Raw genomic sequence first — 19,218 nt, forward strand, 5'->3', positions numbered from 1 at the left:
TGCCCGGCCACCACATGACACTGGACGAAACCGCCGCCGAGGGCTACAAAAGCTGAAGCACTGTACGCTGGCACCCGCTGGCCGTGCCGTCGGAGGAACGGAGCGTTCATCCATGAACCCACGCCAAGCTTGCCTCAATTGCATTGCCCGCCAGCCCGCCGCCCCGTTCGAGGCCGCGCTGTGGGTGGCCGCCGAGCACGATCCCGGCGTTACACCCGCCCAATTGCTCAGCGACCTGCAAACGCTGCAATTGACCGTCAGTGCGGGCTTGCCGCTGCTCCCGGTTCGAGAGCTTGCGCAGCCGCTGCTGCGAAAACTGAACGCCCTTGGCTACGCCCAGGACGAGTTCCATCCGCTGCGCCCCGACGCCGCCTTGTTGCATAAAGTACTCACGCGCAAACGTGGCCAACCGTTGGCGCTGGGCCTGCTGGCGCTGGAATTGGCCAGGCGCCTGGACATCCCATTGGTGGGGGTTAACTTCCCCGGGCACTTCCTGCTTCAGGTGCCCGGTGCCGACCACCTGCTCGACCCCTGTGGAGGGCGCCGGTTGTATCCACAGGATTGCCGGGAACTGCTGGCCCGGCAGTTTGGCACTGGCATGGAACTGCGTGCCGAACACATGGCTACAGCTTCGGCAGCCCAGATGCTGCAGCGGCTATCGCGCAACCTGCGCCAGTTGCATAGCAGCCAGGACCTGTATATGGCTGCCCTGAAAGACGCCGAACGGGTATTCGAACTCGGCCCGGCGACGGCAGCGGATTACCTGGCGCGTGCCGGGTTGTACCAGCGGCTGGATTGCCCTCAGGCCGAACGCTTCGATGTGGAGCATGCGCTGCTGTTGACCGATGATCCCGTACAACGACTGCGCCTGGCGGAGCGCTTACAGGGCTTGCCCGGCGCGGTGCAACGCCTGCACTGACTACCTGCCGCATTGTTACGCTCATCGCAACGGTGATTGTCAAACAATCCAATTTATCCAGGCGGCGCGGGGCCGTATCCTTCGAAGGGTCGAACATCGTTCAACTTAATATTGGCTTAAGCCTTTTACGCCAATATTGCTCCAGTGGTGTTCAACGTACCCCCGACGTTGTTTGGTAGCTCCTGAACCAATGTCTTGCTTGGCCGCTGTGTGCGCAGCGGCCTTTTTTTCGCCTATTGCTCCAACCGCTGCATGAATTCAGCCAGCCATGGCTCGGCATCGGTTTCGGGGGTGACGCTTTCGCTGGCGTCCAGCCGTAGCATTGGGGTTGTCTGCCGTATCCCCAACTCGTCGAACAGTTCTGCAAGCAGTTCGCCGCCTCCACAAAAACTGTCGCTGTAGCTTGAGTCGCCCAGGCCGATCACGCCGCCAGGCAACCCACGCAAGGGCGCCGGCAACTGGTCTCGCAGCTCACTGTAAAGCGGCAGCAGGTTGTCTGGAAGTTCGCCCATGCCGGTAGTGGAGGTGATACCGATCAGGGCGTCGGGCTGCGAAGCCAGCAAAGCGGCGAGATCGCCCCGGGGGTTGTAATAACACTGATGCCCAGCGGCTTCGAGCAGCTGAACCACATGGCGGGCGACGTCTTCGGCAGCGCCGTAGACAGAACCGGAAAACAGGGCAACCTTCATGCCGGGCTCCTTTTGGACGAGGCAGGCAGTTTACCAGCGGAACGAAAGCGGTTCCCGCATGCCAGAGCCCAGCGGGTAAGTTAAAATGCCATCTCACCGAGGCGGCCGCCGGAGCACCTATGATTGGCCCAAACTTGTTGCAACTCGTGGTCGATGCGTCCAATGACGGCATCGTTATCGCTGAGCAGGAAGGCTCGGATAATATTTTGATTTACGTGAATCCGGCCTTCGAACGAATGACCGGCTACAGTGCTGACGAAATCCTTTATCGCGACTGTCGCTTCCTGCAGAACGGGCAGGCCGAAGAAGCCATCCGGCAGAAGGTGCGCGACGCCATCGATACCGGGCAGCCCTGCCGGCAGATCATGCGCAACTTTCGCAAGGATGGCAGCGAATTCTGGAATGAACTGTCGATTGCGCCCGTTCACAATGACGGAGACGGCCGACGTTATTTTATCGGAATCCAGAAAGACGTCACCGCGCAGGTGGCAGGGCAGGAACGAATAATGCAACTGGAAGCAGAACTGGCAGAGGCGCGCCAGGAAATTGTCCGCCTCAAAGACGCTGAACGGTGAAACGCTACGGCAACCCCGAGGGCCTCATGTTTACTACTTCGCTCTTGCGACACTAACCGGGCCGAATCATGCAACCTGACTCTCTGCTCACTCAGGACGAACTTGATTTCCTTCAGGGCATCCATCACAGCCTGGCGGCCGACAATAGTGACGCCTCTACCGGCCTGATGGTGAACGGCGGTACCCAACTGCAGGAACTGCTGACGCGCCTGGTCGCGCACGAGCACGTCACCATCCAGGCCCAGTATGAGAACCAGCAGCTGAGCTTCCCGTTGCGCCTGGAAGAAGACGAATTCCACGCACAGCACATCAAGCTGGGCGCGCCCACCATCTACGAAGACGGCCCGATGATCCGCCCATGGCGCCTCGCCCTGGCCGATGCCATCGCGTTGCAGGGCCGGCGCGGCAAGCCGGTGTCGCTGTGGGTGGTGGAAATTTCGGTCAGCGGCGTGGTGCTGCAACTTAGGGATGGCATCGAGGCGCCGGAGGTGTTCTCCCTGTGGTTCGCGCCCGAAGGCTACGCGCCGATCGCCCTGCGCGGCAGCCTGGAGCGTGAGATTGCCGAGGGCCTGATGGCTTACCGGCTGATCCCGCACGATGCCCAGGAAGCCGAGCGGTTGCGCCATTACATTCTCGAGCAGCATCGGCTGGCGCACCCTGATCTGCATGCCTGAATCAGGTATCCAGATGGCCCGCGATGTATTGCAACAGCCGCCGCTTCATCAGGTACCCGCTAGCCCCCAGGCAGGCCACCGACGAATTCACCAGCTGGTCCTGAATCAGCTCGCTCATCTCCCCCGCCAGTAGCAAAGGGCATTCAAGCGTCAATCCCAGCTTGACGAACCGCTTGGCGGCGTCTGCGCCCGGGGCGTGGTTGGAAAACAGCACCACGGCGTGAGGTTGAATACGCTCGGTCACCAGCCCCAGCTCTTCAAGCGGTTGCCCCTTGCCCAACGGCTGCACCCAAACCTGGTCGCTCCCCAGCAACATTGCCGTTACCAGCAGTTCGAGCTCGTGGCACTGGCCTGGCACGCCACAAAGCAGCACATGGCTGTCTACCGCTTCTCGCTGAACGAACTGCAGGCGCTTGAGCACCTGCCCACGTAGAAAGTGATCGAGGAATGCCCATTCGCTGGCCAGCCCGAAGCTCTCCTGGCGAAGCCGCGCCTGCTCCCACACGGGTATGAACACCTCCTCGAAGGCCACGGCCAAGGGATAGGTCGAGAAGACCTGCCCGTAAAGCCGCGTGAGGGTGAGCTCATCGAAACGATGCACGACAGATGCGATCCGGTCACGCCACTGCCCATATTCGTTCAATGCCGACGCCGGCTCGGTGGGGGCTGGCACCCTGCCTTCCTGGCTGCGGGCCAACAGAGTGCCTACCTTGCTCACCGCTACGCCGCGCTCCAGCCACCCCAGGACCGCCCGCACTTCCGCCACGTCGGCCGCGGAATAGAGCCTGTGCCCGCTTTCGGTGCGAGTGGGCTGGATAAGCCCATAGCGCCGCTCCCAGGCACGCAGCGTTACGGGATTCACACCTGTGAGGCGCGACACTTCGCGAATAGGAAACAGCTCCTGTTCGCTATGGGCGCGGCTGGTGGCCGCATAGTGTTCGTTGTCGCTCATACGAAGGAAAACCGGCGGTTTCAGGCTGTTGAACGATTGTAACTGTTTGTTGAGACCTTATGCGCGATGGAACATGCACCGCAGCGATGGTTCCCCCGACAGGCGTGGCGCATGGGAGCAGACGGCTCGGTTCGAATAAGGAATAATCCTTGCTTGAATTCCATTGCGCCCCACCACCCCGGGGCGCGATTGCGACGCCCTTACCCTGGGCGGTTGCCTGCAGCCGGGAGATACACAATGTCTACGCCACCTGTGACCATGCTGGTCGCGCGCCGCGCCGCCAAAGGGCGGTACCCTGAATTGATCGCCTGGCTGCAGGAAGGCGAGCACCTCGCTACTGACTTTCCGGGCTATCTGGGCTCGGGCATTCTTGCGCCGCCTGAGGGCGATAACGAATTTCAGATGATCTTCCGCTTCGCCGACCCCATTACACTGCATGCGTGGGAGTTTTCCGCGTCCCGACAGGCCTGGCTTGCGCGTGGCAATGGGCTGTTCGCTCAGCCTTCGGAACACCGCGTGCATGGCATGGATGGCTGGTTCGCTACCACATCCAGCTCGGCACAACCGCAGCGCCCGCCTCGCTGGAAACAAGCCGTGGCGATCTGGCTGGCGTTCTTCCCGGTGTCGCTGCTGTTCAACTTCGCTTTTGGTGCATGGCTAGGGGAGTTGACGCTGGCGCCTCGTATCCTCGTCAGCACGCTGGCGCTTACACCGCTGATGGTGTTTATCTTCATTCCGCTTTCAACCCGCTTGCTCGCGCCCTGGTTGAACGCGCCCCCGCGCACTACTGCAGTGGCCAAGCCCAGCGCCCAGGCAAGGTAGGCGGTTGGCGCAGCGTCCCGGGTACGCTACTGTCGCTGCTCAGCCGCCGCGGTGAACGGGGCGGCCACACAGCGACCCTTACATGCCTGAACATTTCCCAGTCCTCATTACCGGCGCCGCGCAGCGGCTAGGCTTGCACTGCGCGCTGCGGCTGCTGGATGACGGCATTCCAGTAGTGGCGACCTACCGCCGGGAGCACCCGGGCATCGAATCGCTGCGCGCGGCGGGCGCAATGACCCTGCTGGCAGACTTCACCGACGAAGGCGGTATCCGGGCCTTCATCGGGACGCTCAAGGCCAGCGTCAGCGGGCTACGGGCCATCGTGCATAACGCTTCGGCGTGGCTACCTGATAACGGTGGGGCCGACCCCGACGCGTTCCTCGGTATGTTCAATGTGCACATGCTGGCGCCGTACCTGATCAACTTCGAATGCGAAGGCCTGCTGAAGGCAAGCCCGGTTGCAGATATCATTCACATCAGCGACGACGTCACCCGCAAGGGTAGCGCCAAACACATCGCTTACTGCGCCACCAAGGCGGGCCTCGACAGCCTGGTATTGTCCTTCGCGGCGCGCTTCGCGCCGGCGATAAAGGTCAATGGCATCGCCCCTGCCCTGATTCAGTTCAACGAGGGGGATGACGAGGCCTACCGACGCAAGGCGCTGGCCAAATCCGCCATGGGCATCGAGCCCGGCGCGGAGGTTATCTACCAAAGCCTGCGCTACCTGATGGACAATGCCTACGTGACGGGAACCACCCTGACCGTGAACGGCGGTCGGCATCTGAAATAGCCCTGGGAGTTTGCACCATGCCACATCTGGAGCCAGGAATGGCCCGCATCCGGGTGAAGGACCTTCGCCTGCGCACCTATATCGGCATCAATGAGGACGAGATCCTCAACAAGCAGGACGTGCTCATCAACGTGACGATACTGTACCGCGCCACTGATGCCGTGCGTGATAACGACATCGACCACGCGCTCAATTATCGGACAATCACCAAAGCGATCATTCAGCACGTGGAAGGCAACCGCTTCGCGCTGCTGGAGCGCCTTACACAGGAAATCCTGGATCTGGTGATGAGCTATGAGGCTGTAGACTACAGCGAAGTGGAAGTGGACAAGCCCCATGCGCTGCGCTTTGCCGAATCGGTGTCGATCACCCTGGCGGGCCGTCGCTGACGCCGTGATTGCCCACGGCGGGCACGCCTTTTATCATCGCCGCCCTACTATCGGAGGAGCCCGAACATGAACGAGCAACAGCGCCTGGAGCTCGAGGCCGCGGCCTTTCGCCGCCTGGTTGCACACCTGGGCAACCGTACTGACGTGCAGAACATCGACCTGATGAACCTTGCCGGGTTCTGCCGCAATTGCCTGTCGAAATGGTACAAGGCCGCCGCAGACGAACGCGGGCTGGAACTCACCCAGGACGCCGCCCGCGAGGTGGTGTATGGCATGCCCTACGACGAGTGGAAACAGCGTTACCAGACCGAAGCCAGCCCGGCCCAGGCCGCTGCCTTCGCCCAAGGAAAACCCCATGACTGATTTGAATGCGTTCCGGGCCAGCCTGGAAACCGGTGAAAACCTGTTCGCCGATACCCTCGCCTTTGTGGCCGACCATTACGATTACAGCCCACAAGCTTTCACCAATGGCCCGGTGACCAATGCCGCCGGCCAGAACGAAGGTTCGTGCAAAACCCTGGGGCTGGCCCAACTGGAGGGCTTCAGCGACCAGGAAGCACTACTGGCCTTCGGTGAACATTACCGTGCCGTGCTGGCCACGCCGGAAGGCAGCGACCACGCCAACATCCGTGCGCTGATTGCCAACGGAATGAGCGCTGTGCGTTTCGAGGCCGCTCCGCTGGTGCGCAAGGTGCCGGTAGCCTGATCCCGCCTGAAATGAAAACGCCCGGCCATTTGCCGGGCGCTTCGTATCACGCTGCGCTTATTCGAACGTTGCGTTCTGCAGGCCGTCGAGGTAGCGCTCCACATCCAGTGCGGCCATGCAGCCGGCACCCGCAGAGGTGATGGCCTGGCGGTACACGTGGTCGGCCACGTCGCCAGCGGCGAACACGCCTTCGACATTGGTGGCAGTCGCATTGCCTTCACGGCCACCCTTGACCACAAGGTAACCATCCTTGAGCTGCAGCTGCCCTTCGAACAGCGACGTGTTGGGGGTATGGCCGATCGCAATGAACACACCGTCCACGTTCAGCTCGGAGGCGCTGCCATCGTTGTTCCTCAAACGCGCCCCGGTCACGCCCATATTGTCGCCCAGCACTTCGTCCAGCACGGCATTGAGCTTGAGCTCGATCTTGCCCTCGGCAACCCGCGCATGCAGCTTGTCGATCAGGATCTTCTCGGCGCGGAAGGTTTCCCGACGATGCACCAGGGTGACCTTCTTCGCGATATTGGCCAGGTACAGCGCTTCTTCCACCGCAGTGTTGCCGCCCCCTACCACCGCCACGTCGCGGTTACGGTAGAAGAACCCGTCGCAGGTGGCGCAGGCGGAAACACCCTTGCCCATGAACGCTTCTTCGGAAGGCAGGCCCAGGTAGCGCGCACTGGCACCGGTGGCGATGATCAGGGCATCGCAGGTATAGGTACCGTTGTCGCCAGTGAGGGTGAACGGCTTGGCAGCCAGATCCACCGCGTTGATATGGTCGAACACGATTTCGGTCTCGAAACGCTCGGCGTGTTCTTGCATCCGCTGCATCAAGGCCGGGCCGGTAAGGCCGTGGGGGTCGCCGGGCCAGTTGTCAACTTCGGTCGTGGTAGTCAGCTGGCCACCTGCTTGCATGCCGGTGATCAGCAGCGGCTTGAGGTTGGCACGTGCCGCATATACGGCGGCGCTGTAACCGGCTGGGCCGGAGCCGAGGATGATCACTCGGGAATGACGAAGCTCAGACATGACACACTCCTGTCGACCGGCCAAAGGGCGCCGCGTCGTAGTGCCGGCCTAGCCGGCTGAAAATGACAGGCCACTGTTGCGGCCCGGTAAATCGAAGTGGGTGAAGCTTAACGAGGAGCGGCCATATAGGGAAATACCCTTTGGCAATTCTGCTGATAGGGGGGCGCTATGCGCAGAGGGCTATTACGCACTCTTGGTGTCATGATGTTGCTGCGGGGCATTTCAGGGTTTTACCGTAACGGCAAAGTCGGTACCGTGCGGCAACTTCATCGCTTTGGAGAGCTCATTCCATGCCACTACCTGCATTGTCCGGGCCAGACTACCTGCGCCAGGGGCTCAAGCTGGTTCTCAGCCCAGGGCTGCGGCTGTTTGTGTTGTTGCCGTTGGGCATCAACCTGGTGCTGTTCGTGGGCCTGATCTATTTCGCCGGCCACGAATTCAGCCTGTGGGTAAACCAGCTGATGCCCGAACTGCCCTCGTGGTTGAGCTTCCTCAACTACATCCTCTGGCCGCTGTTTGTGACACTGGTGGTGTTGATGGTGTTCTTTACCTTCACCATGGTCGCCAACATCATAGCCGCCCCGTTCAACGGGTTCCTGGCAGAAAAGGTAGAAGTAGTAGTGACAGGCAAGGATGAATTTCCTGCCTTCAGCTGGGCCGAGCTGCTGGCCATGGTGCCGCGCACCCTAAGCCGCGAAATGCGCAAACTGGCCTATTACCTGCCCCGGGCGGTCGGGCTGCTTGTGCTGTCGCTGATCCCGGGGGTGAACGTGATCGCGGCGCCTTTGTGGCTTATGTTTGGCGTGTGGATGATGGCTATCCAGTACATCGATTACCCCGCCGACAACCACAAGCTGAGCTGGCAGGACATGCTGGCCTGGCTGCGCCGCAAGCGCTGGGCCAGCCTCAGCTTCGGAGGCAGTGTGTACCTTGTACTGCTGATACCGGTCGTGAACATCCTGATGATGCCTGCGGCGGTCGCTGGCGCTACCTTGTTCTGGGTTCGTGAACGAGGCGACGCCCGTCTTGTCCCGGCGTAGTTATGTACACCCTTGGCAATGATGAGCTCCTTTTAAATGGCCCTGCCGGCGAGTGGCGCCGGCGAAAGATTTAAAAGGGCATAGCCATGATCAACGAAACAACCGAGAACAACGGGGCGCATGAGGGCACTGATGAACTGGCCGCACGCGTGCGCACCGAACTGGAAACGGTGCTGGCCGAGCAAGGCCTGAATAACCTTCCGGCCCCTGACCGGATTTACCTCAATGGCGTCAATAACCTGGAAGAGCGTCTGGTCATTTACTCCCAGACACTCACCGAAGAAACCACTCGGCGGATCCAGGAGCAGGACCCGCCCTCGGCTTGGGTATCCGACACCTTCGGGGTTTTTTTCGTCGCGTACAGCTTCGAGGACGAACACCGGATCCCTGATGTCAGTGGGTTGCTGATGGGCGAAATCGTGGGCGAGGTGTATCAGCGGCTTGTATAAGGGCCGGCCGCTTCTCTTCCGTTCAGCTCAATTGGCCCAGCGCCTCGCGACTGAACGGAAGAATGTCCTGCTCACGCCCGTCGCGCACCTTGGCGGCCCAGTCAGGGTCTACCAGCAATGCCCGCCCTACCGCCACCAGGTCGAACTCGTTCTGGGCCAGGCGCGCAACAAGGTCATCCAGGCTCGCGGGCTTTGCCACCTCGTCGGTCTGCACCATGAATTTCAGAAATTCGTCATCCAGCCCTACACTGCCTACCGTGATCACGGGCTTGCCGCTGAGCCGGCGGGTCCAGCCCGCGAGGTTGAGCGCCGCACCGTCGCCTTCTGCCTCAGGAAATTCCGGCTCCCAGAAACGGCGGGTGGAGCAATGGAAGATATCCACGCCCGCCTGTACCAACGGTTGCAGGAACGCGTCGAGCGCTTCGGGCGAGGTGGCCAGCCGAGCGCTGTAATCCTGCTGCTTCCATTGGGAGAACCTGAAGATGATCGGGAATTCCGGCCCCACGGCCTCGCGAACCGCACGCACGAGTTCGATGGCGAAGCGGGAGCGGTTCTCGTGCGACCCGCCATAGGCGTCTACGCGCTGATTGCTGGACGCCCAGAAGAACTGGTCGATCAGGTAGCCGTGCGCACCGTGAATCTCGATAGCATCCATGCCGATGCCTTTGGCGGCTGCGGCGCCACGGGCGAAAGCAGAGATCACCGCGTCGATATCTTCCTGGGTCATGCCATGGATAACCACACGGCCGTCCTTGCGCTTCTCCATCGGGCCGTACCCTGGCACCGTGCCGTCGGGCTCCGTACCCAGGCGCCGAATGTTACCGACGTGCCACAGCTGCGGAGCGATCTTGCCACCCGCCTGATGAACCGCCTCGACCACCTTGCGCCAGCCGGCCAGTGCGTCTTCACCATGGAAGCGGGGAACGTTGGGGTAGCCATTGGCGGCCGGGTGATCGACCGTGGTGCCTTCGGTAATGATGAGCCCTACACCGCCCGCCGCGCGGCGGCGGTAGTATTCCGCCACTTGTTCGTTCGGCACGCCGCCTGGGGAAAAGGATCGGGTCATGGGCGCCATCACGATACGCGACGCCAACTTGAGTGGCCCTGAAACGAATGGTTGGAACAATGCGTGTACTGACATCTGCGCGCCTCCGTAAAGTTCAGCGCCACAGCTTAGAGGCAGCGTATCGGAGGGCACAGCACTATTGATGGGCTTGATTTCCCCGGTCAGGGTTCAGCCAAGGGCCCGTTCGATGGCCTCGAGCACGGCAGGATCTTCCGGTAGCGTGCGCGGCGAAAAGCGTGCAAGCACTTGCCCGTCCTTGCCGATAAGGAATTTTTCGAAGTTCCAGGTGATATCACCAGGATGCGCTGCTGCCTCGCCGGCCAATAGCGTGTAGAGCGGATGACGCTGAGCGCCATTCACCTCGACCTTGCTGGTAAGAGGAAAGCTTGCGTTATAGCGGGTGGTGCAAAAGGCCTGGATCTCGGCCTCGGTACCTGGCTCCTGCCCGGCGAACTGGTTGCAAGGCACACCGAGTACCGTGAAGCCACGAGGGCCGAAGCGCTGCTGCAAGCGCTCCAGGCCTTCGTATTGGGGGGTAAGGCCACACTGTGAGGCAACATTCACCACTAGCACCACCTCGCCGGCAAAACCGCTCAGTGGCAGTGGTGCGCCATCAATGGCCGTGGTCTGTAGCTCGTGAAACGCGCCCATGTGCCTTCCCCCCTTCGGATCAGTGGTGGTGACCGCCTTCGCCGTGAACGTGGCCGTGCGCGACTTCTTCTTCGCTGGCATCACGTACGTCGATGACCTTGACCTTGAAGTTCAGACGCTGGCCGGCCAACGGGTGGTTGCCGTCAACGGTGACGTCATCGCCATCCAGGTCGCGGATGGTCACGATCTGCATCTGGCCATCCGGCGCGGAGGCATGGAACTGCATGCCGACTTCGAGCTCGTCGACGCCTTCGAACATGCTGCGGCTGAGGGTGCTGACCAGCTCTGCGGAATATTCGCCGTAGGCGTCTTCCGGCTCGATGGTCACGTCCACTTCATCCTGAGGCTGCTTGCCTTCCAGGGCTTTTTCCAGGCCAGGGATGATGTTGCCAGCGCCATGCAGGTAAACCAGCGGCGCACCGCCGGCCGAGCTGTCGATGACCTCACCAGCATCATTGGTAAGGGTATAGTCGATGGACACAGCCTTTTTGGCGGCAATGAGCATGGGGTAAGACCTTTGCACAAGAGATTGGAAGACCTCAGTGTAAACAAGCACGGGGACGATTGCGAATGTGACGGGCCGCGCACTGACGACTGCATGATCCTCGGGTTCGACCAGGATGCACAGGGCGACTGGTTCGCGCGCCTGAGTTGCGGGCACACCCAGCACCTTCGCCATGCACCCCCTTGGCAGTCCCGCCCGTGGGTCGTGGACCCCGACGAGCGCCAGCGCCGTATCGGCAAGCCCTTTGCCTGTGGCTGGTGCGCACGGGGCGGCTTTGGCGGTAACCTTGGCTGATCCGGCCATCGCGGCGAAGATACGCCGCCGCCTGTTTCGCTGACCGAGACATACCATGCAAACCTTTTTCATCGCGCCGACCGATTTCGGCGTAGGCCTGACCTCCATCAGCCTGGGGCTGATACGCACCCTCGAACGCGCCGGCCTCAAGGTGGGTTTCTTCAAGCCCGTGGCGCAGCATCATCCGGGCGATACCGGCCCGGAGCGTTCCAGTGAGCTGGTTGCCCGTACCCATGGGCTCAAGCCGCCCGCCCCGCTTGCGCTTGGCCACGTGGAGCGAATGCTAGGCGACGGCCAGCTCGATGAGCTGCTGGAAGAAATCATCACCCTTTACCAGGCCGCAGCCGTTGGCAAGGACGTGCTGGTGGTAGAAGGCATGGTGCCCACGCGGCAGGCCAGCTATGCGGCGAGGGTGAACCAGCACCTGGCCAAAAGCATGGATGCCGACGTGATCCTGGTGTCGGCCCCGGAAAACGAAGCCTTGGCGGAACTGTCCGGGCGGGTCGACCTGCAGGCACGGCTGTTCGGCGGTGCGAGCGACCCCAAGCTTATCGGTGTCATCCTCAACAAGGTGCGCACTGAAGAAAGCATCGAGCAGTTCTCCTTGCGGCTGCGAGAACATTCACCGCTGTTCCGCGGCGGGGATTTCCGCCTGCTGGGCTGCATCCCCTACCAGCCCGAGCTCAACGCGCCACGTACCCGCGACGTCGCCGAGCTGCTTGGCGCGCAGGTATTGAACGCCGGGGACTACGAGCAGCGGCGCATGTCGCGCATCATCATCTGCGCGCGCACCGTGCTCAATACCCTGCAGCTGCTCAAGCCAGGCGTGCTGGTGGTTACCCCCGGGGACCGCGACGACATTCTGTTGGCCGCCGCCCTGGCTTCGCTCAACGGCGTGCCCCTGGCAGGCGTACTGCTTACCAGCGATACCCGCCCCGACCCACGTGTGATGGAACTGTGCCAGGGGGCCTTGCAGGCGGGCCTGCCGGTGTTGTCAGTGAGCACCGGTTCCTACGACACCGCCACACGGCTCAACCAGCTGAACAACGAAATCCCGGTGGACGACCGGGAACGGGCGGAGCACATCACGGATTTCGTTGCCAGCCACCTGGACGCCGCCTGGCTGCATCAACGCTGCGGCACCCCGCGGGAATTGCGGCTTTCGCCCGCCGTGTTCCGTTACCAGCTGATTCAGCGCGCGCAGCACGCCAACAAGCGCATCGTGCTACCAGAGGGCAGCGAGCCGCTTATGGTGCAGGCGGCTGCAATCTGTCAGGCCCGAGGCATCGCGCGCTGCGTGCTGCTGGCACGGCCAGCGGATGTGGAAGCGGTAGCGCGTGCCCAGGGGCTGGAACTACCATCGGGACTGGAGGTTCTCGACCCGGATGCTATCCGTTCGCGCTACGTGGCGCCTATGGTCGAGTTGCGCAAGAGCAAGAACCTGAATGCGCCCATGGCCGAACAGCAACTTGAAGACCCTGTGGTGATCGGCACCATGATGCTGGCCCTGGATGAAGTGGACGGGTTGGTGTCCGGGCTGGTGCACTCCACCGCCAATACCATCCGCCCTGCCCTGCAGCTGATCAAGACCGCCCCAGGCTGGAGCCTGGTTTCGTCGGTGTTCTTCATGCTGTTCCCGGATCAGGTGGTGATGTACGGGGACTGCGTGATGAACCCTCACCCGAATGCCGCCGAGCTGGCCGAGATCGCCCTGCAAAGCGCCGATTCCGCCCAGGCGTTGGGTATTGCACCCCGGGTTGCCATGCTCAGCTATTCCAGCGAGCAGTCCGCCACGGGCGAGGAAGTGGAAAAGGTGCGTGAAGCGACCTTGCTGGCACGGGAGCAACAGCGTGGGCTGCTGATTGACGGCCCGTTGCAATATGACGCGGCAGCGAACGAGGCGGTGGCGCGGCAGCTGGCGCCTGACAGCGACGTGGCGGGCCGCGCCACGGTGTTCGTGTTCCCGGACCTGAACAGCGGCAACACCACCCACAAGGCTGTTCAGCGCAGCGCCGACTGTGTGAGCCTGGGGCCGATGCTGCAAGGGCTGCGCAAGCCGGTGAACGACCTGCCACGTGGCGCGCAGGTCGATGACATCGTGTACACCATTGCCCTCACCGCCATCCAGGCCAGCCGCGGCCTGGAGGGCTAGGCGAAAGGCGAGCGGTTACTGCTGGGCCGGCTGCTGGTACTGCTGGCCCGGGATGGGCTTGAGGTTGACCTCTACGCGGCGGTTCTGCGCGCGCCCATTGGCATCGGCGTTGCTGGCGATGGGTTGGTCGGGGCCGGCACCACGCACTGTCAGGCGCGAGGCATCCACGCCCTGGGAGCTCAGGTAGGTGCTCACCGCCTGGGCACGCTGGAGGGACAGGTCCATGTTGTGCTGGCGGCTGCCGGTGCTGTCGGTGTAGCCCACGATCTCGATGGTGTTTTCGTTGAATTGCTTGAACGAGCCCGCCAGGTTGTTGAGCGGGGCATAGAAGCTTGGCGCGATAGCCGACGAATCCGTGGCGAAGGTGATGTTACCCGGCATGATCAGCTTGATCTGGTCGCCCTGCCGCTGCACTTCCACACCCGTATTGGCCATGCTTTCGCGCAGGGCTTTTTCCTGACGATCCGCGTAATAGCCGTAACCGGCGGAGGCCGCACCCACCACGGCGGCACCGATCAGCGCGCCTTTGCCGCGGTTGTCGTGGCCGATGGCGGCGCCCGCCACTGCACCGGCAAGCGCCCCGAGGCCACCGTATTTGGCGGTGTTGCTGACACCACCGCCCTGGCTTCCCTGCCCCTGATCAGCGTACGGGTTTTGCCCGGCGCACCCGGACAAGATGGCGGCGGCGGTGGCGGCGATGATCAGTCGGCTTGGGGTAAGCATGGCGAACTCCTGGGTTACACATTCAAGTAGCAGGCAGCAAATACTGCGTAAGGGGCAATTTGAGCGCGGTGAGCTGTGTGAATTCCAATGATATTTGTTTCACGGTCTTTCTCAGCGCCTGAACCGCTGTGTCAGAGGGGTTCAACCGTACCGCTTGTCAGAATGCCATCAAGCCCGGCCGCGCCATGCCGTTAACAGCGAGTAGCGCCACGGACGGCGGAATAGTGCTACGTATCGCCCGGCTGAATACCTCCAGAGTGAGGCACAGCCCACCCGAGCTTTCTACGCATGATCGACCTCGCCCCCTGGAACCTGACCCTTCCGATTGAAACGCCTGCGCTGACCGTGGCCACTGCCGCGTTGCCGGGCCTGCAAACCTCCTATTTCACTAATACCGGCGACAAGATCGTTTTCTGGGCGCCAGTGACGGGCTCGCATTCCGGTAGCAGCGACTACCCCCGTAGCGAGCTGCGCGAAACCTCGACCGACGGCAAGGCACGCAACTGGCTGTACAACAGCGGCCAGAACACCCTCAAGGGTACCCTTAGCGTGAACCAGGTGCCGTCCGCCGGCCGTGTGGTGGTTGCGCAGATTCACGCCAAGAACGCTACCGCGCCGCTGCTCAAAGTGGTGTACCGCTACGCCAACGGCACCGGCAATATCGACCTGGAATACCGGGTCAATCCCTCGGACGTGAAAAGCCCGGTGGCCTATACCGTGCCGAACGTGCCGCTGAACAAGGCCTTTGCCTACGCTATCCAGATGAACAAGCAGGGCAAGCTGACTGTACTGATCAACAACGCCGGCCCGCAGATCCAGCTGGCGCCGTCCTGGTACGGGTATGCGTTCTACTTCAAGGCAGGTGTGTATACGCTGGATAACGTGGGCTATGCCACCGAAGGCGGGAAAGTGACTTACACCCGGCTGGAAGTAAGCCACTTGTAAAAGCCTTGTTCGCGAGCTTAACCAAACCGACCGGTGATGTAGTCCTCGGTCTGGGTTTTGTTCGGTTTGGTAAAGATGGTGTCGGTGTCGCCGTGTTCGATCAGTTCACCCAGGAACATGAACGCGGTGTAATCGGAGCAGCGCGCGGCCTGTTGCATGTTGTGGGTCACGATGATCACGGTGAACTGTTCTTTGAGTTCGGTGATCAGCTGCTCGATCCGGCCGGTGGAGATCGGGTCCAGCGCGGACGTAGGCTCGTCGAGCAGCAGCACCTGTGGCCGCAGGGCGATGGTGCGAGCGATGCACAGGCGCTGCTGCTGCCCACCGGACAGGCTTTGTGCGCTCTGCTTCAGCTTGTCCTTCACCTCATCCCACAGGGCTGCCCCGCGCAGTGCCTGCTCTACCCGCTCTTCCATTTCCCGACGGTTCAGCCGCTCATGGTGGCGTACCGCATAGGCCACGTTGTCGAAGATCGACATCGGGAAGGGCACGGGCTTCTGGAATACCATCCCTACATGGCTGCGCAGGCGGTTCATCGAGTACCCGGGCGCGAGGATGTTCTCGCCATTGAGCAGCACTTCTCCCTTCGCCTCTTGCTTGGGGTACATCGAATAGATGCGGTTGAACACCCGCAGCAGGGTGGACTTGCCACAACCGGACGGCCCGATGATAGCCGTGACGTGTTTTTCCGGGATGTCCATGTTGATGGACTTCAGCGAGCGATGGCTGTCGTAGAAAAACTCAAGGTCGCGCACCTGGATCTTGGTTCGTTTCGGGGCGAGGTTATTCATCAGTTGGACCTGTCGCGCAAAAGAATGAGGCGGGAGAGCAAGCTGAGCGTGAGTACGAACATGGTCAGTACCAGGGCACCGGCCCAGGCCAACGCATGCCAGTCATCGAAGGGGCTCATCGCGAATTGGAAAATCACCACTGGCACGCTGGCCATGGGCTTGAGGATATCGCTGCTCCAATACTGGTTACCAAACGCGGTGAACAGCAGCGGCGCGGTTTCACCAGTGATTCGAGCCAGCGCCAGCAACACACCGGTTACCACACCCGCGCGAGCGGCACGCAGTACGATCTGCAGGGTCAGCTTCCATTGCGGCACACCCAGGGCCAGCGCGGCTTCGCGCATGGTTGAAGGCTGCAGCTGGAGCATTTCGTCGGTGGTGCGCACCACCACAGGAATAACCAGCAGCGCCAAGGTGAGCGCACCGGCCAGCGCGGAGAAGCCCACCTGGTGGTTGGTCATGGCGCTGACCGGGAGGATGAACGCGGTATAAACGAACAGACCCAGCACGATCGACGGCGCCGACAGCAGAATGTCGTTGATGAAGCGTACGACGGTGCCCAGCTTGGTGTGGCGGGCGAACTCAGCCAACCATACCCCAGCCATCAGGCCGATCGGCGTGCCGATGGCCAAGGCAATCAGCGACATCAGCGCGCTGCCGTAGAATGCGTTGGCCAAGCCACCCGGGCTCCCCGGCGAAGGGGTCATCTGCGTGAAGAGTGCGGTGCCCAGTGCACTGAACCCGTTGATCAGGGTAGTGGCGAGAATCCACACCAGCCATCCCAAGCCAAACAGTGTAGCGCTGCAGCTCAATACCATCGCCAGCTTGTTTTTGAAGCTGCGCATCCGGTAGAGGTTTTCGTTGGCAGAACTCACAGGCCCTCCTTGCGCGACAGGCGCATCAGCATCAGGCGGGCACAAGCCAGCACGATGAAAGTGACGACGAACAACAGGAAGCCCAGGCCTATCAGCGACGAGCGGTGCAGGTCGGTGTAGGCCTCGCTGAACTCGTTGGCGATCACCGAAGCGATGGAGCTGCTGGGCATCAGTAGCGAGGCGGACAGCTGATGCGCGTTGCCCAGCACGAAGGTCACCGCCATGGTTTCACCCAGCGCCCGGCCCAGCCCCAGGAAAATCCCCCTACCACCGCCGTGCGGGTGTAAGGCAGCACGATGTCCCACACCACTTCCCAGGTGGTGCCACCCAAGGCGTAGGCGGATTCCTTCAATGCCACCGGAACGGTACGGAACACTTCGTTCATCACGGAGGTAATGAATGGGATGATCATGATTGCCAACACGATGCCGGCGGTCAGCGTACCGATGCCCAGCGGCGGGCCCTGGAACAGCGCCCCGATGCCGGGAATGGCACCCAGGTTATCGTTGATCCAGGGGCTAAGGTGTTCGGCCATGAACGGGGCGAACACGAACAGCCCCCACATGCCGTAAATGATCGAAGGGATCCCCGCCAACAGCTCGATGGCAGAAGCGATCGGCATGCGCAGCCATGGCGGCGCAACTTCGGTCAGAAAGATCGCGATGCCGAAGCTCACCGGGACGGCGATCAGCAGCGCGAGGAAAGAAGTCACCAGGGTTCCATAAACAGGCACCACGGCGCCGAACTTGCCGGCGACGGCATCCCAGTCGGTGGTGGTCAGGAAATCCAGGCCAAAGGTTCGAAAAGCTTCACTGCCGCCCCACAGGGTCGAACCGGCGATGCAGGCCAACAGGAACAGCACCAGCATGGCGGCGCCGCGCACGGTGCGACGGAACCATAAATCGTGGCGTTGATCTTTGGCCGCGCGGGCTTCGCTTTCGCTTTGGCGGTCGGCGGTCATGTTGGTCAGCACTTGAGAATTGTCGGTCATCGGTAGGGCCACTCATGGCAAATCCCCCAGCCCGCGTGATGCCGGCTGAGGGATGGCTTCAGGTTGCGGTTACTTGGCGAACTCGGACTGCCAGTAGCCTTCGATGCGTTTCACCAAGCCGTCCGGCAGTGCTACGTAATCCAGCTCAGCCGCCTGGGCCTGGCCTTTGTCCAGGCTCCACTTGAAGAAGTCGAAAGCAGCCTTGCTCTGCTCGGCGTTTTTCGGCTGCTTGTACATGATCACCCAAGTAGTGGCGGCGATCGGCCAGGCGTTGTCACCCGGGGCATTGACCATCAGCAGGTTGAAGTCCTTGGCATTGGCCCAGTCAGCGGTATCGGCAGCGGCCTGGAAGGTTTTCATGTCAGGCGACACGAACTTGCCGGCAGCGTTCTTCAGCTGGGTGTGAGCCATGTTGTTGGTCTTGGCGTAGGCGTATTCCACGTAGCCGATGGAGCCTTTGATCTGCTTCACATAAGCCGCGACGCCCTCGTTGCCCTTGCCGCCCACGCCCACCGGCCACTGCACCGTGCTGCCCGCGCCGGCTTTCCACTCTGGGCTGGCCTTTTGCAGGTAGTTGGTGAAGTTGAAGGAAGTGCCCGAACCGTCCGAACGGTGTACCACGGTGATCTTGTCACCTGGCAGGTTCACGCCGCTGTTCAGCGCCGCGATGGCCGGGTCGTTCCAGGTGGTGATAGTGCCCTGGAAGATCTTGGCCAGGGTTTCGCCGTCCAGCTTCAGCTTGCCAGGTTCGATGCCTGCAACGTTGATGACCGGCACGATGCCGCCGATCACGACAGGGAACTGGCCCAGGCCACCGGCCTTCAGGTCGTCAGCGCTGAGCGGAGCGTCGGAGGCGCCGAAATCAACGGTTGCTGCCTTGATCTGCGCGATGCCACCGCCCGAACCGATCGACTGGTAGTTGATACGGTTGCCGCTGTTCTTTTGGTATTCCTGGCTCCACTTGGAAAGTACGGGGAACACGAAGCTCGAACCCGCGCCGGTAACGTCGGTCGCATGGGCAACACCAGAAAGGCACAGCGAAGCCAGCAAAATCGATAGGCGATTTTTGGTCAGCAGTTTCACGGCAACACCTCAGTTTGGCTCCATGGATTCATTCCATGGAAGTTTGCCGTGCTGATTTAATGCTTTGAATGTGACCTTTTGATGACAGTCTGTTTAAAACATGGCACTAGGACA

The 19,218-nt window shown here is 61.6% G+C and carries 23 protein-coding genes and 1 pseudogene; 13 read left to right on the forward strand and 11 right to left on the reverse strand.

Annotated elements, in window-relative coordinates; translation table 11 throughout:
• Positions 1-112: 112 nt before the first annotated feature.
• Positions 113-919: a SirB1 family protein gene (locus LG385_RS17170; RefSeq protein WP_225775238.1), complete on the forward strand. Its 807-nt coding sequence runs from the start codon at positions 113-115 to the stop codon at positions 917-919.
• Between the two features lie 233 nt (positions 920-1,152).
• On the opposite strand, the gene LG385_RS17175 is transcribed toward LG385_RS17170, so the two are convergent.
• Entirely contained in the window at positions 1,153-1,608 is a 456-nt protein-coding gene (locus tag LG385_RS17175) for a flavodoxin (protein ID WP_225775239.1), read from the reverse strand.
• A gap of 119 nt (positions 1,609-1,727) precedes the next feature.
• Here LG385_RS17175 and LG385_RS17180 point away from each other — a divergent pair, with 119 nt between their 5' ends.
• Together LG385_RS17180 and LG385_RS17185 are read left to right on the forward strand one after the other, a co-directional pair.
• The gene (locus tag LG385_RS17180; protein ID WP_225775240.1) at positions 1,728-2,183 is read left to right on the forward strand and encodes a PAS domain-containing protein; all 456 of its coding nucleotides are present in this window, start codon (positions 1,728-1,730) and stop codon (positions 2,181-2,183) included.
• 68 nt (positions 2,184-2,251) lie between these two features.
• Positions 2,252-2,857 carry a hypothetical protein gene (locus tag LG385_RS17185; RefSeq protein WP_225775241.1) on the forward strand — a complete coding sequence of 202 codons (606 nt, stop codon included), beginning with the start codon at positions 2,252-2,254 and terminating at the stop codon, positions 2,855-2,857.
• Position 2,858: 1 nt separating this feature from the next.
• On the opposite strand, the gene LG385_RS17190 is transcribed toward LG385_RS17185, so the two are convergent.
• Positions 2,859-3,809 carry a MerR family transcriptional regulator gene (locus LG385_RS17190; RefSeq protein ID WP_225775242.1) on the reverse strand — a complete coding sequence of 317 codons (951 nt, stop codon included), beginning with the start codon at positions 3,807-3,809 and terminating at the stop codon, positions 2,859-2,861.
• Between the two features lie 237 nt (positions 3,810-4,046).
• On the opposite strand from LG385_RS17190, the gene LG385_RS17195 reads away from it, so the two are divergent.
• The 5 genes from LG385_RS17195 to LG385_RS17215 all read left to right on the forward strand — a co-directional run bounded on the left by LG385_RS17195 (position 4,047) and on the right by LG385_RS17215 (position 6,516).
• Entirely contained in the window at positions 4,047-4,631 is a 585-nt protein-coding gene (locus LG385_RS17195; RefSeq protein ID WP_225775243.1) for an antibiotic biosynthesis monooxygenase, read from the forward strand.
• A gap of 82 nt (positions 4,632-4,713) precedes the next feature.
• Positions 4,714-5,421: a dihydromonapterin reductase gene (folM, locus tag LG385_RS17200; RefSeq protein WP_225775244.1), complete on the forward strand. Its 708-nt coding sequence runs from the start codon at positions 4,714-4,716 to the stop codon at positions 5,419-5,421.
• Between the two features lie 17 nt (positions 5,422-5,438).
• Positions 5,439-5,810, forward strand: coding sequence for a dihydroneopterin triphosphate 2'-epimerase (gene folX / locus LG385_RS17205; protein WP_181117050.1), 372 nt, complete (start codon positions 5,439-5,441; stop codon positions 5,808-5,810).
• 66 nt (positions 5,811-5,876) lie between these two features.
• Entirely contained in the window at positions 5,877-6,173 is a 297-nt protein-coding gene (locus LG385_RS17210; protein ID WP_181117049.1) for a DUF1244 domain-containing protein, read from the forward strand.
• Positions 6,166-6,516 carry a HopJ type III effector protein gene (locus tag LG385_RS17215; RefSeq protein ID WP_225775245.1) on the forward strand — a complete coding sequence of 117 codons (351 nt, stop codon included), beginning with the start codon at positions 6,166-6,168 and terminating at the stop codon, positions 6,514-6,516. Before LG385_RS17210 ends, LG385_RS17215 begins: the two co-directional genes overlap by 8 nt.
• A gap of 57 nt (positions 6,517-6,573) precedes the next feature.
• On the opposite strand, the gene trxB is transcribed toward LG385_RS17215, so the two are convergent.
• Positions 6,574-7,539 (reverse strand): thioredoxin-disulfide reductase, encoded by a 966-nt coding sequence (gene trxB, locus LG385_RS17220; RefSeq protein ID WP_225775246.1) that lies wholly within the window; start codon positions 7,537-7,539, stop codon positions 6,574-6,576.
• Positions 7,540-7,829: 290 nt separating this feature from the next.
• Here trxB and cysZ point away from each other — a divergent pair, with 290 nt between their 5' ends.
• Both cysZ and LG385_RS17230 read left to right on the forward strand, forming a co-directional pair.
• Positions 7,830-8,579, forward strand: a complete 750-nt coding sequence (gene cysZ, locus LG385_RS17225; RefSeq protein ID WP_225775247.1) for a sulfate transporter CysZ — start codon at positions 7,830-7,832, stop codon at positions 8,577-8,579.
• 86 nt (positions 8,580-8,665) lie between these two features.
• Entirely contained in the window at positions 8,666-9,028 is a 363-nt protein-coding gene (locus LG385_RS17230; protein WP_225775248.1) for a hypothetical protein, read from the forward strand.
• Positions 9,029-9,050: 22 nt separating this feature from the next.
• Here LG385_RS17230 and LG385_RS17235 read toward each other — a convergent pair whose 3' ends face one another.
• The 3 genes from LG385_RS17235 to LG385_RS17245 all read right to left on the reverse strand — a co-directional run bounded on the left by LG385_RS17235 (position 9,051) and on the right by LG385_RS17245 (position 11,250).
• Positions 9,051-10,169, reverse strand: a complete 1,119-nt coding sequence (locus LG385_RS17235) for an NADH:flavin oxidoreductase (RefSeq protein WP_225775249.1) — start codon at positions 10,167-10,169, stop codon at positions 9,051-9,053.
• Between the two features lie 93 nt (positions 10,170-10,262).
• Positions 10,263-10,745 carry a glutathione peroxidase gene (locus LG385_RS17240; protein WP_225775250.1) on the reverse strand — a complete coding sequence of 161 codons (483 nt, stop codon included), beginning with the start codon at positions 10,743-10,745 and terminating at the stop codon, positions 10,263-10,265.
• 19 nt (positions 10,746-10,764) lie between these two features.
• The gene (locus LG385_RS17245) at positions 10,765-11,250 is read right to left on the reverse strand and encodes an FKBP-type peptidyl-prolyl cis-trans isomerase (RefSeq protein ID WP_181117042.1); all 486 of its coding nucleotides are present in this window, start codon (positions 11,248-11,250) and stop codon (positions 10,765-10,767) included.
• A gap of 12 nt (positions 11,251-11,262) precedes the next feature.
• On the opposite strand from LG385_RS17245, the gene LG385_RS17250 reads away from it, so the two are divergent.
• Complete coding sequence (locus tag LG385_RS17250) at positions 11,263-11,544, forward strand: DUF3565 domain-containing protein (RefSeq protein WP_318781404.1); 282 nt, start codon at positions 11,263-11,265, stop codon at positions 11,542-11,544.
• Positions 11,545-11,599: 55 nt separating this feature from the next.
• The gene (gene pta, locus LG385_RS17255; protein ID WP_225775251.1) at positions 11,600-13,696 is read left to right on the forward strand and encodes a phosphate acetyltransferase; all 2,097 of its coding nucleotides are present in this window, start codon (positions 11,600-11,602) and stop codon (positions 13,694-13,696) included.
• A gap of 15 nt (positions 13,697-13,711) precedes the next feature.
• Here pta and LG385_RS17260 read toward each other — a convergent pair whose 3' ends face one another.
• Positions 13,712-14,419, reverse strand: a complete 708-nt coding sequence (locus LG385_RS17260; protein WP_225775252.1) for an OmpA family protein — start codon at positions 14,417-14,419, stop codon at positions 13,712-13,714.
• Between the two features lie 288 nt (positions 14,420-14,707).
• Between LG385_RS17260 and LG385_RS17265 the strand changes: the two genes are divergently transcribed.
• Entirely contained in the window at positions 14,708-15,364 is a 657-nt protein-coding gene (locus tag LG385_RS17265; RefSeq protein ID WP_225775253.1) for a polysaccharide lyase family 7 protein, read from the forward strand.
• A 17-nt stretch (positions 15,365-15,381) separates the two neighbouring features.
• Here LG385_RS17265 and pstB read toward each other — a convergent pair whose 3' ends face one another.
• The 4 genes and pseudogenes from pstB to pstS all read right to left on the reverse strand — a co-directional run bounded on the left by pstB (position 15,382) and on the right by pstS (position 19,104).
• A complete protein-coding gene (pstB, locus tag LG385_RS17270) occupies positions 15,382-16,155 on the reverse strand; it encodes a phosphate ABC transporter ATP-binding protein PstB (protein WP_181117037.1) in 774 nt (257 codons plus the stop codon).
• Complete coding sequence (pstA, locus tag LG385_RS17275; RefSeq protein WP_225776273.1) at positions 16,155-17,000, reverse strand: phosphate ABC transporter permease PstA; 846 nt, start codon at positions 16,998-17,000, stop codon at positions 16,155-16,157. Before pstA ends, pstB begins: the two co-directional genes overlap by 1 nt.
• Positions 17,001-17,026: 26 nt before the next feature.
• Positions 17,027-18,021 (reverse strand): annotated as a pseudogene (pstC, locus tag LG385_RS17280) (phosphate ABC transporter permease subunit PstC).
• A 69-nt stretch (positions 18,022-18,090) separates the two neighbouring features.
• Entirely contained in the window at positions 18,091-19,104 is a 1,014-nt protein-coding gene (gene pstS, locus LG385_RS17285; RefSeq protein WP_225775254.1) for a phosphate ABC transporter substrate-binding protein PstS, read from the reverse strand.
• Between the last annotated feature and the right edge of the window lie 114 nt (positions 19,105-19,218).

Origin of the sequence: Pseudomonas sp. Marseille-Q5115 (assembly GCF_916618905.1) — a bacterium.
Lineage (GTDB): Bacteria > Pseudomonadota > Gammaproteobacteria > Pseudomonadales > Pseudomonadaceae > Aquipseudomonas > Aquipseudomonas japonica_A.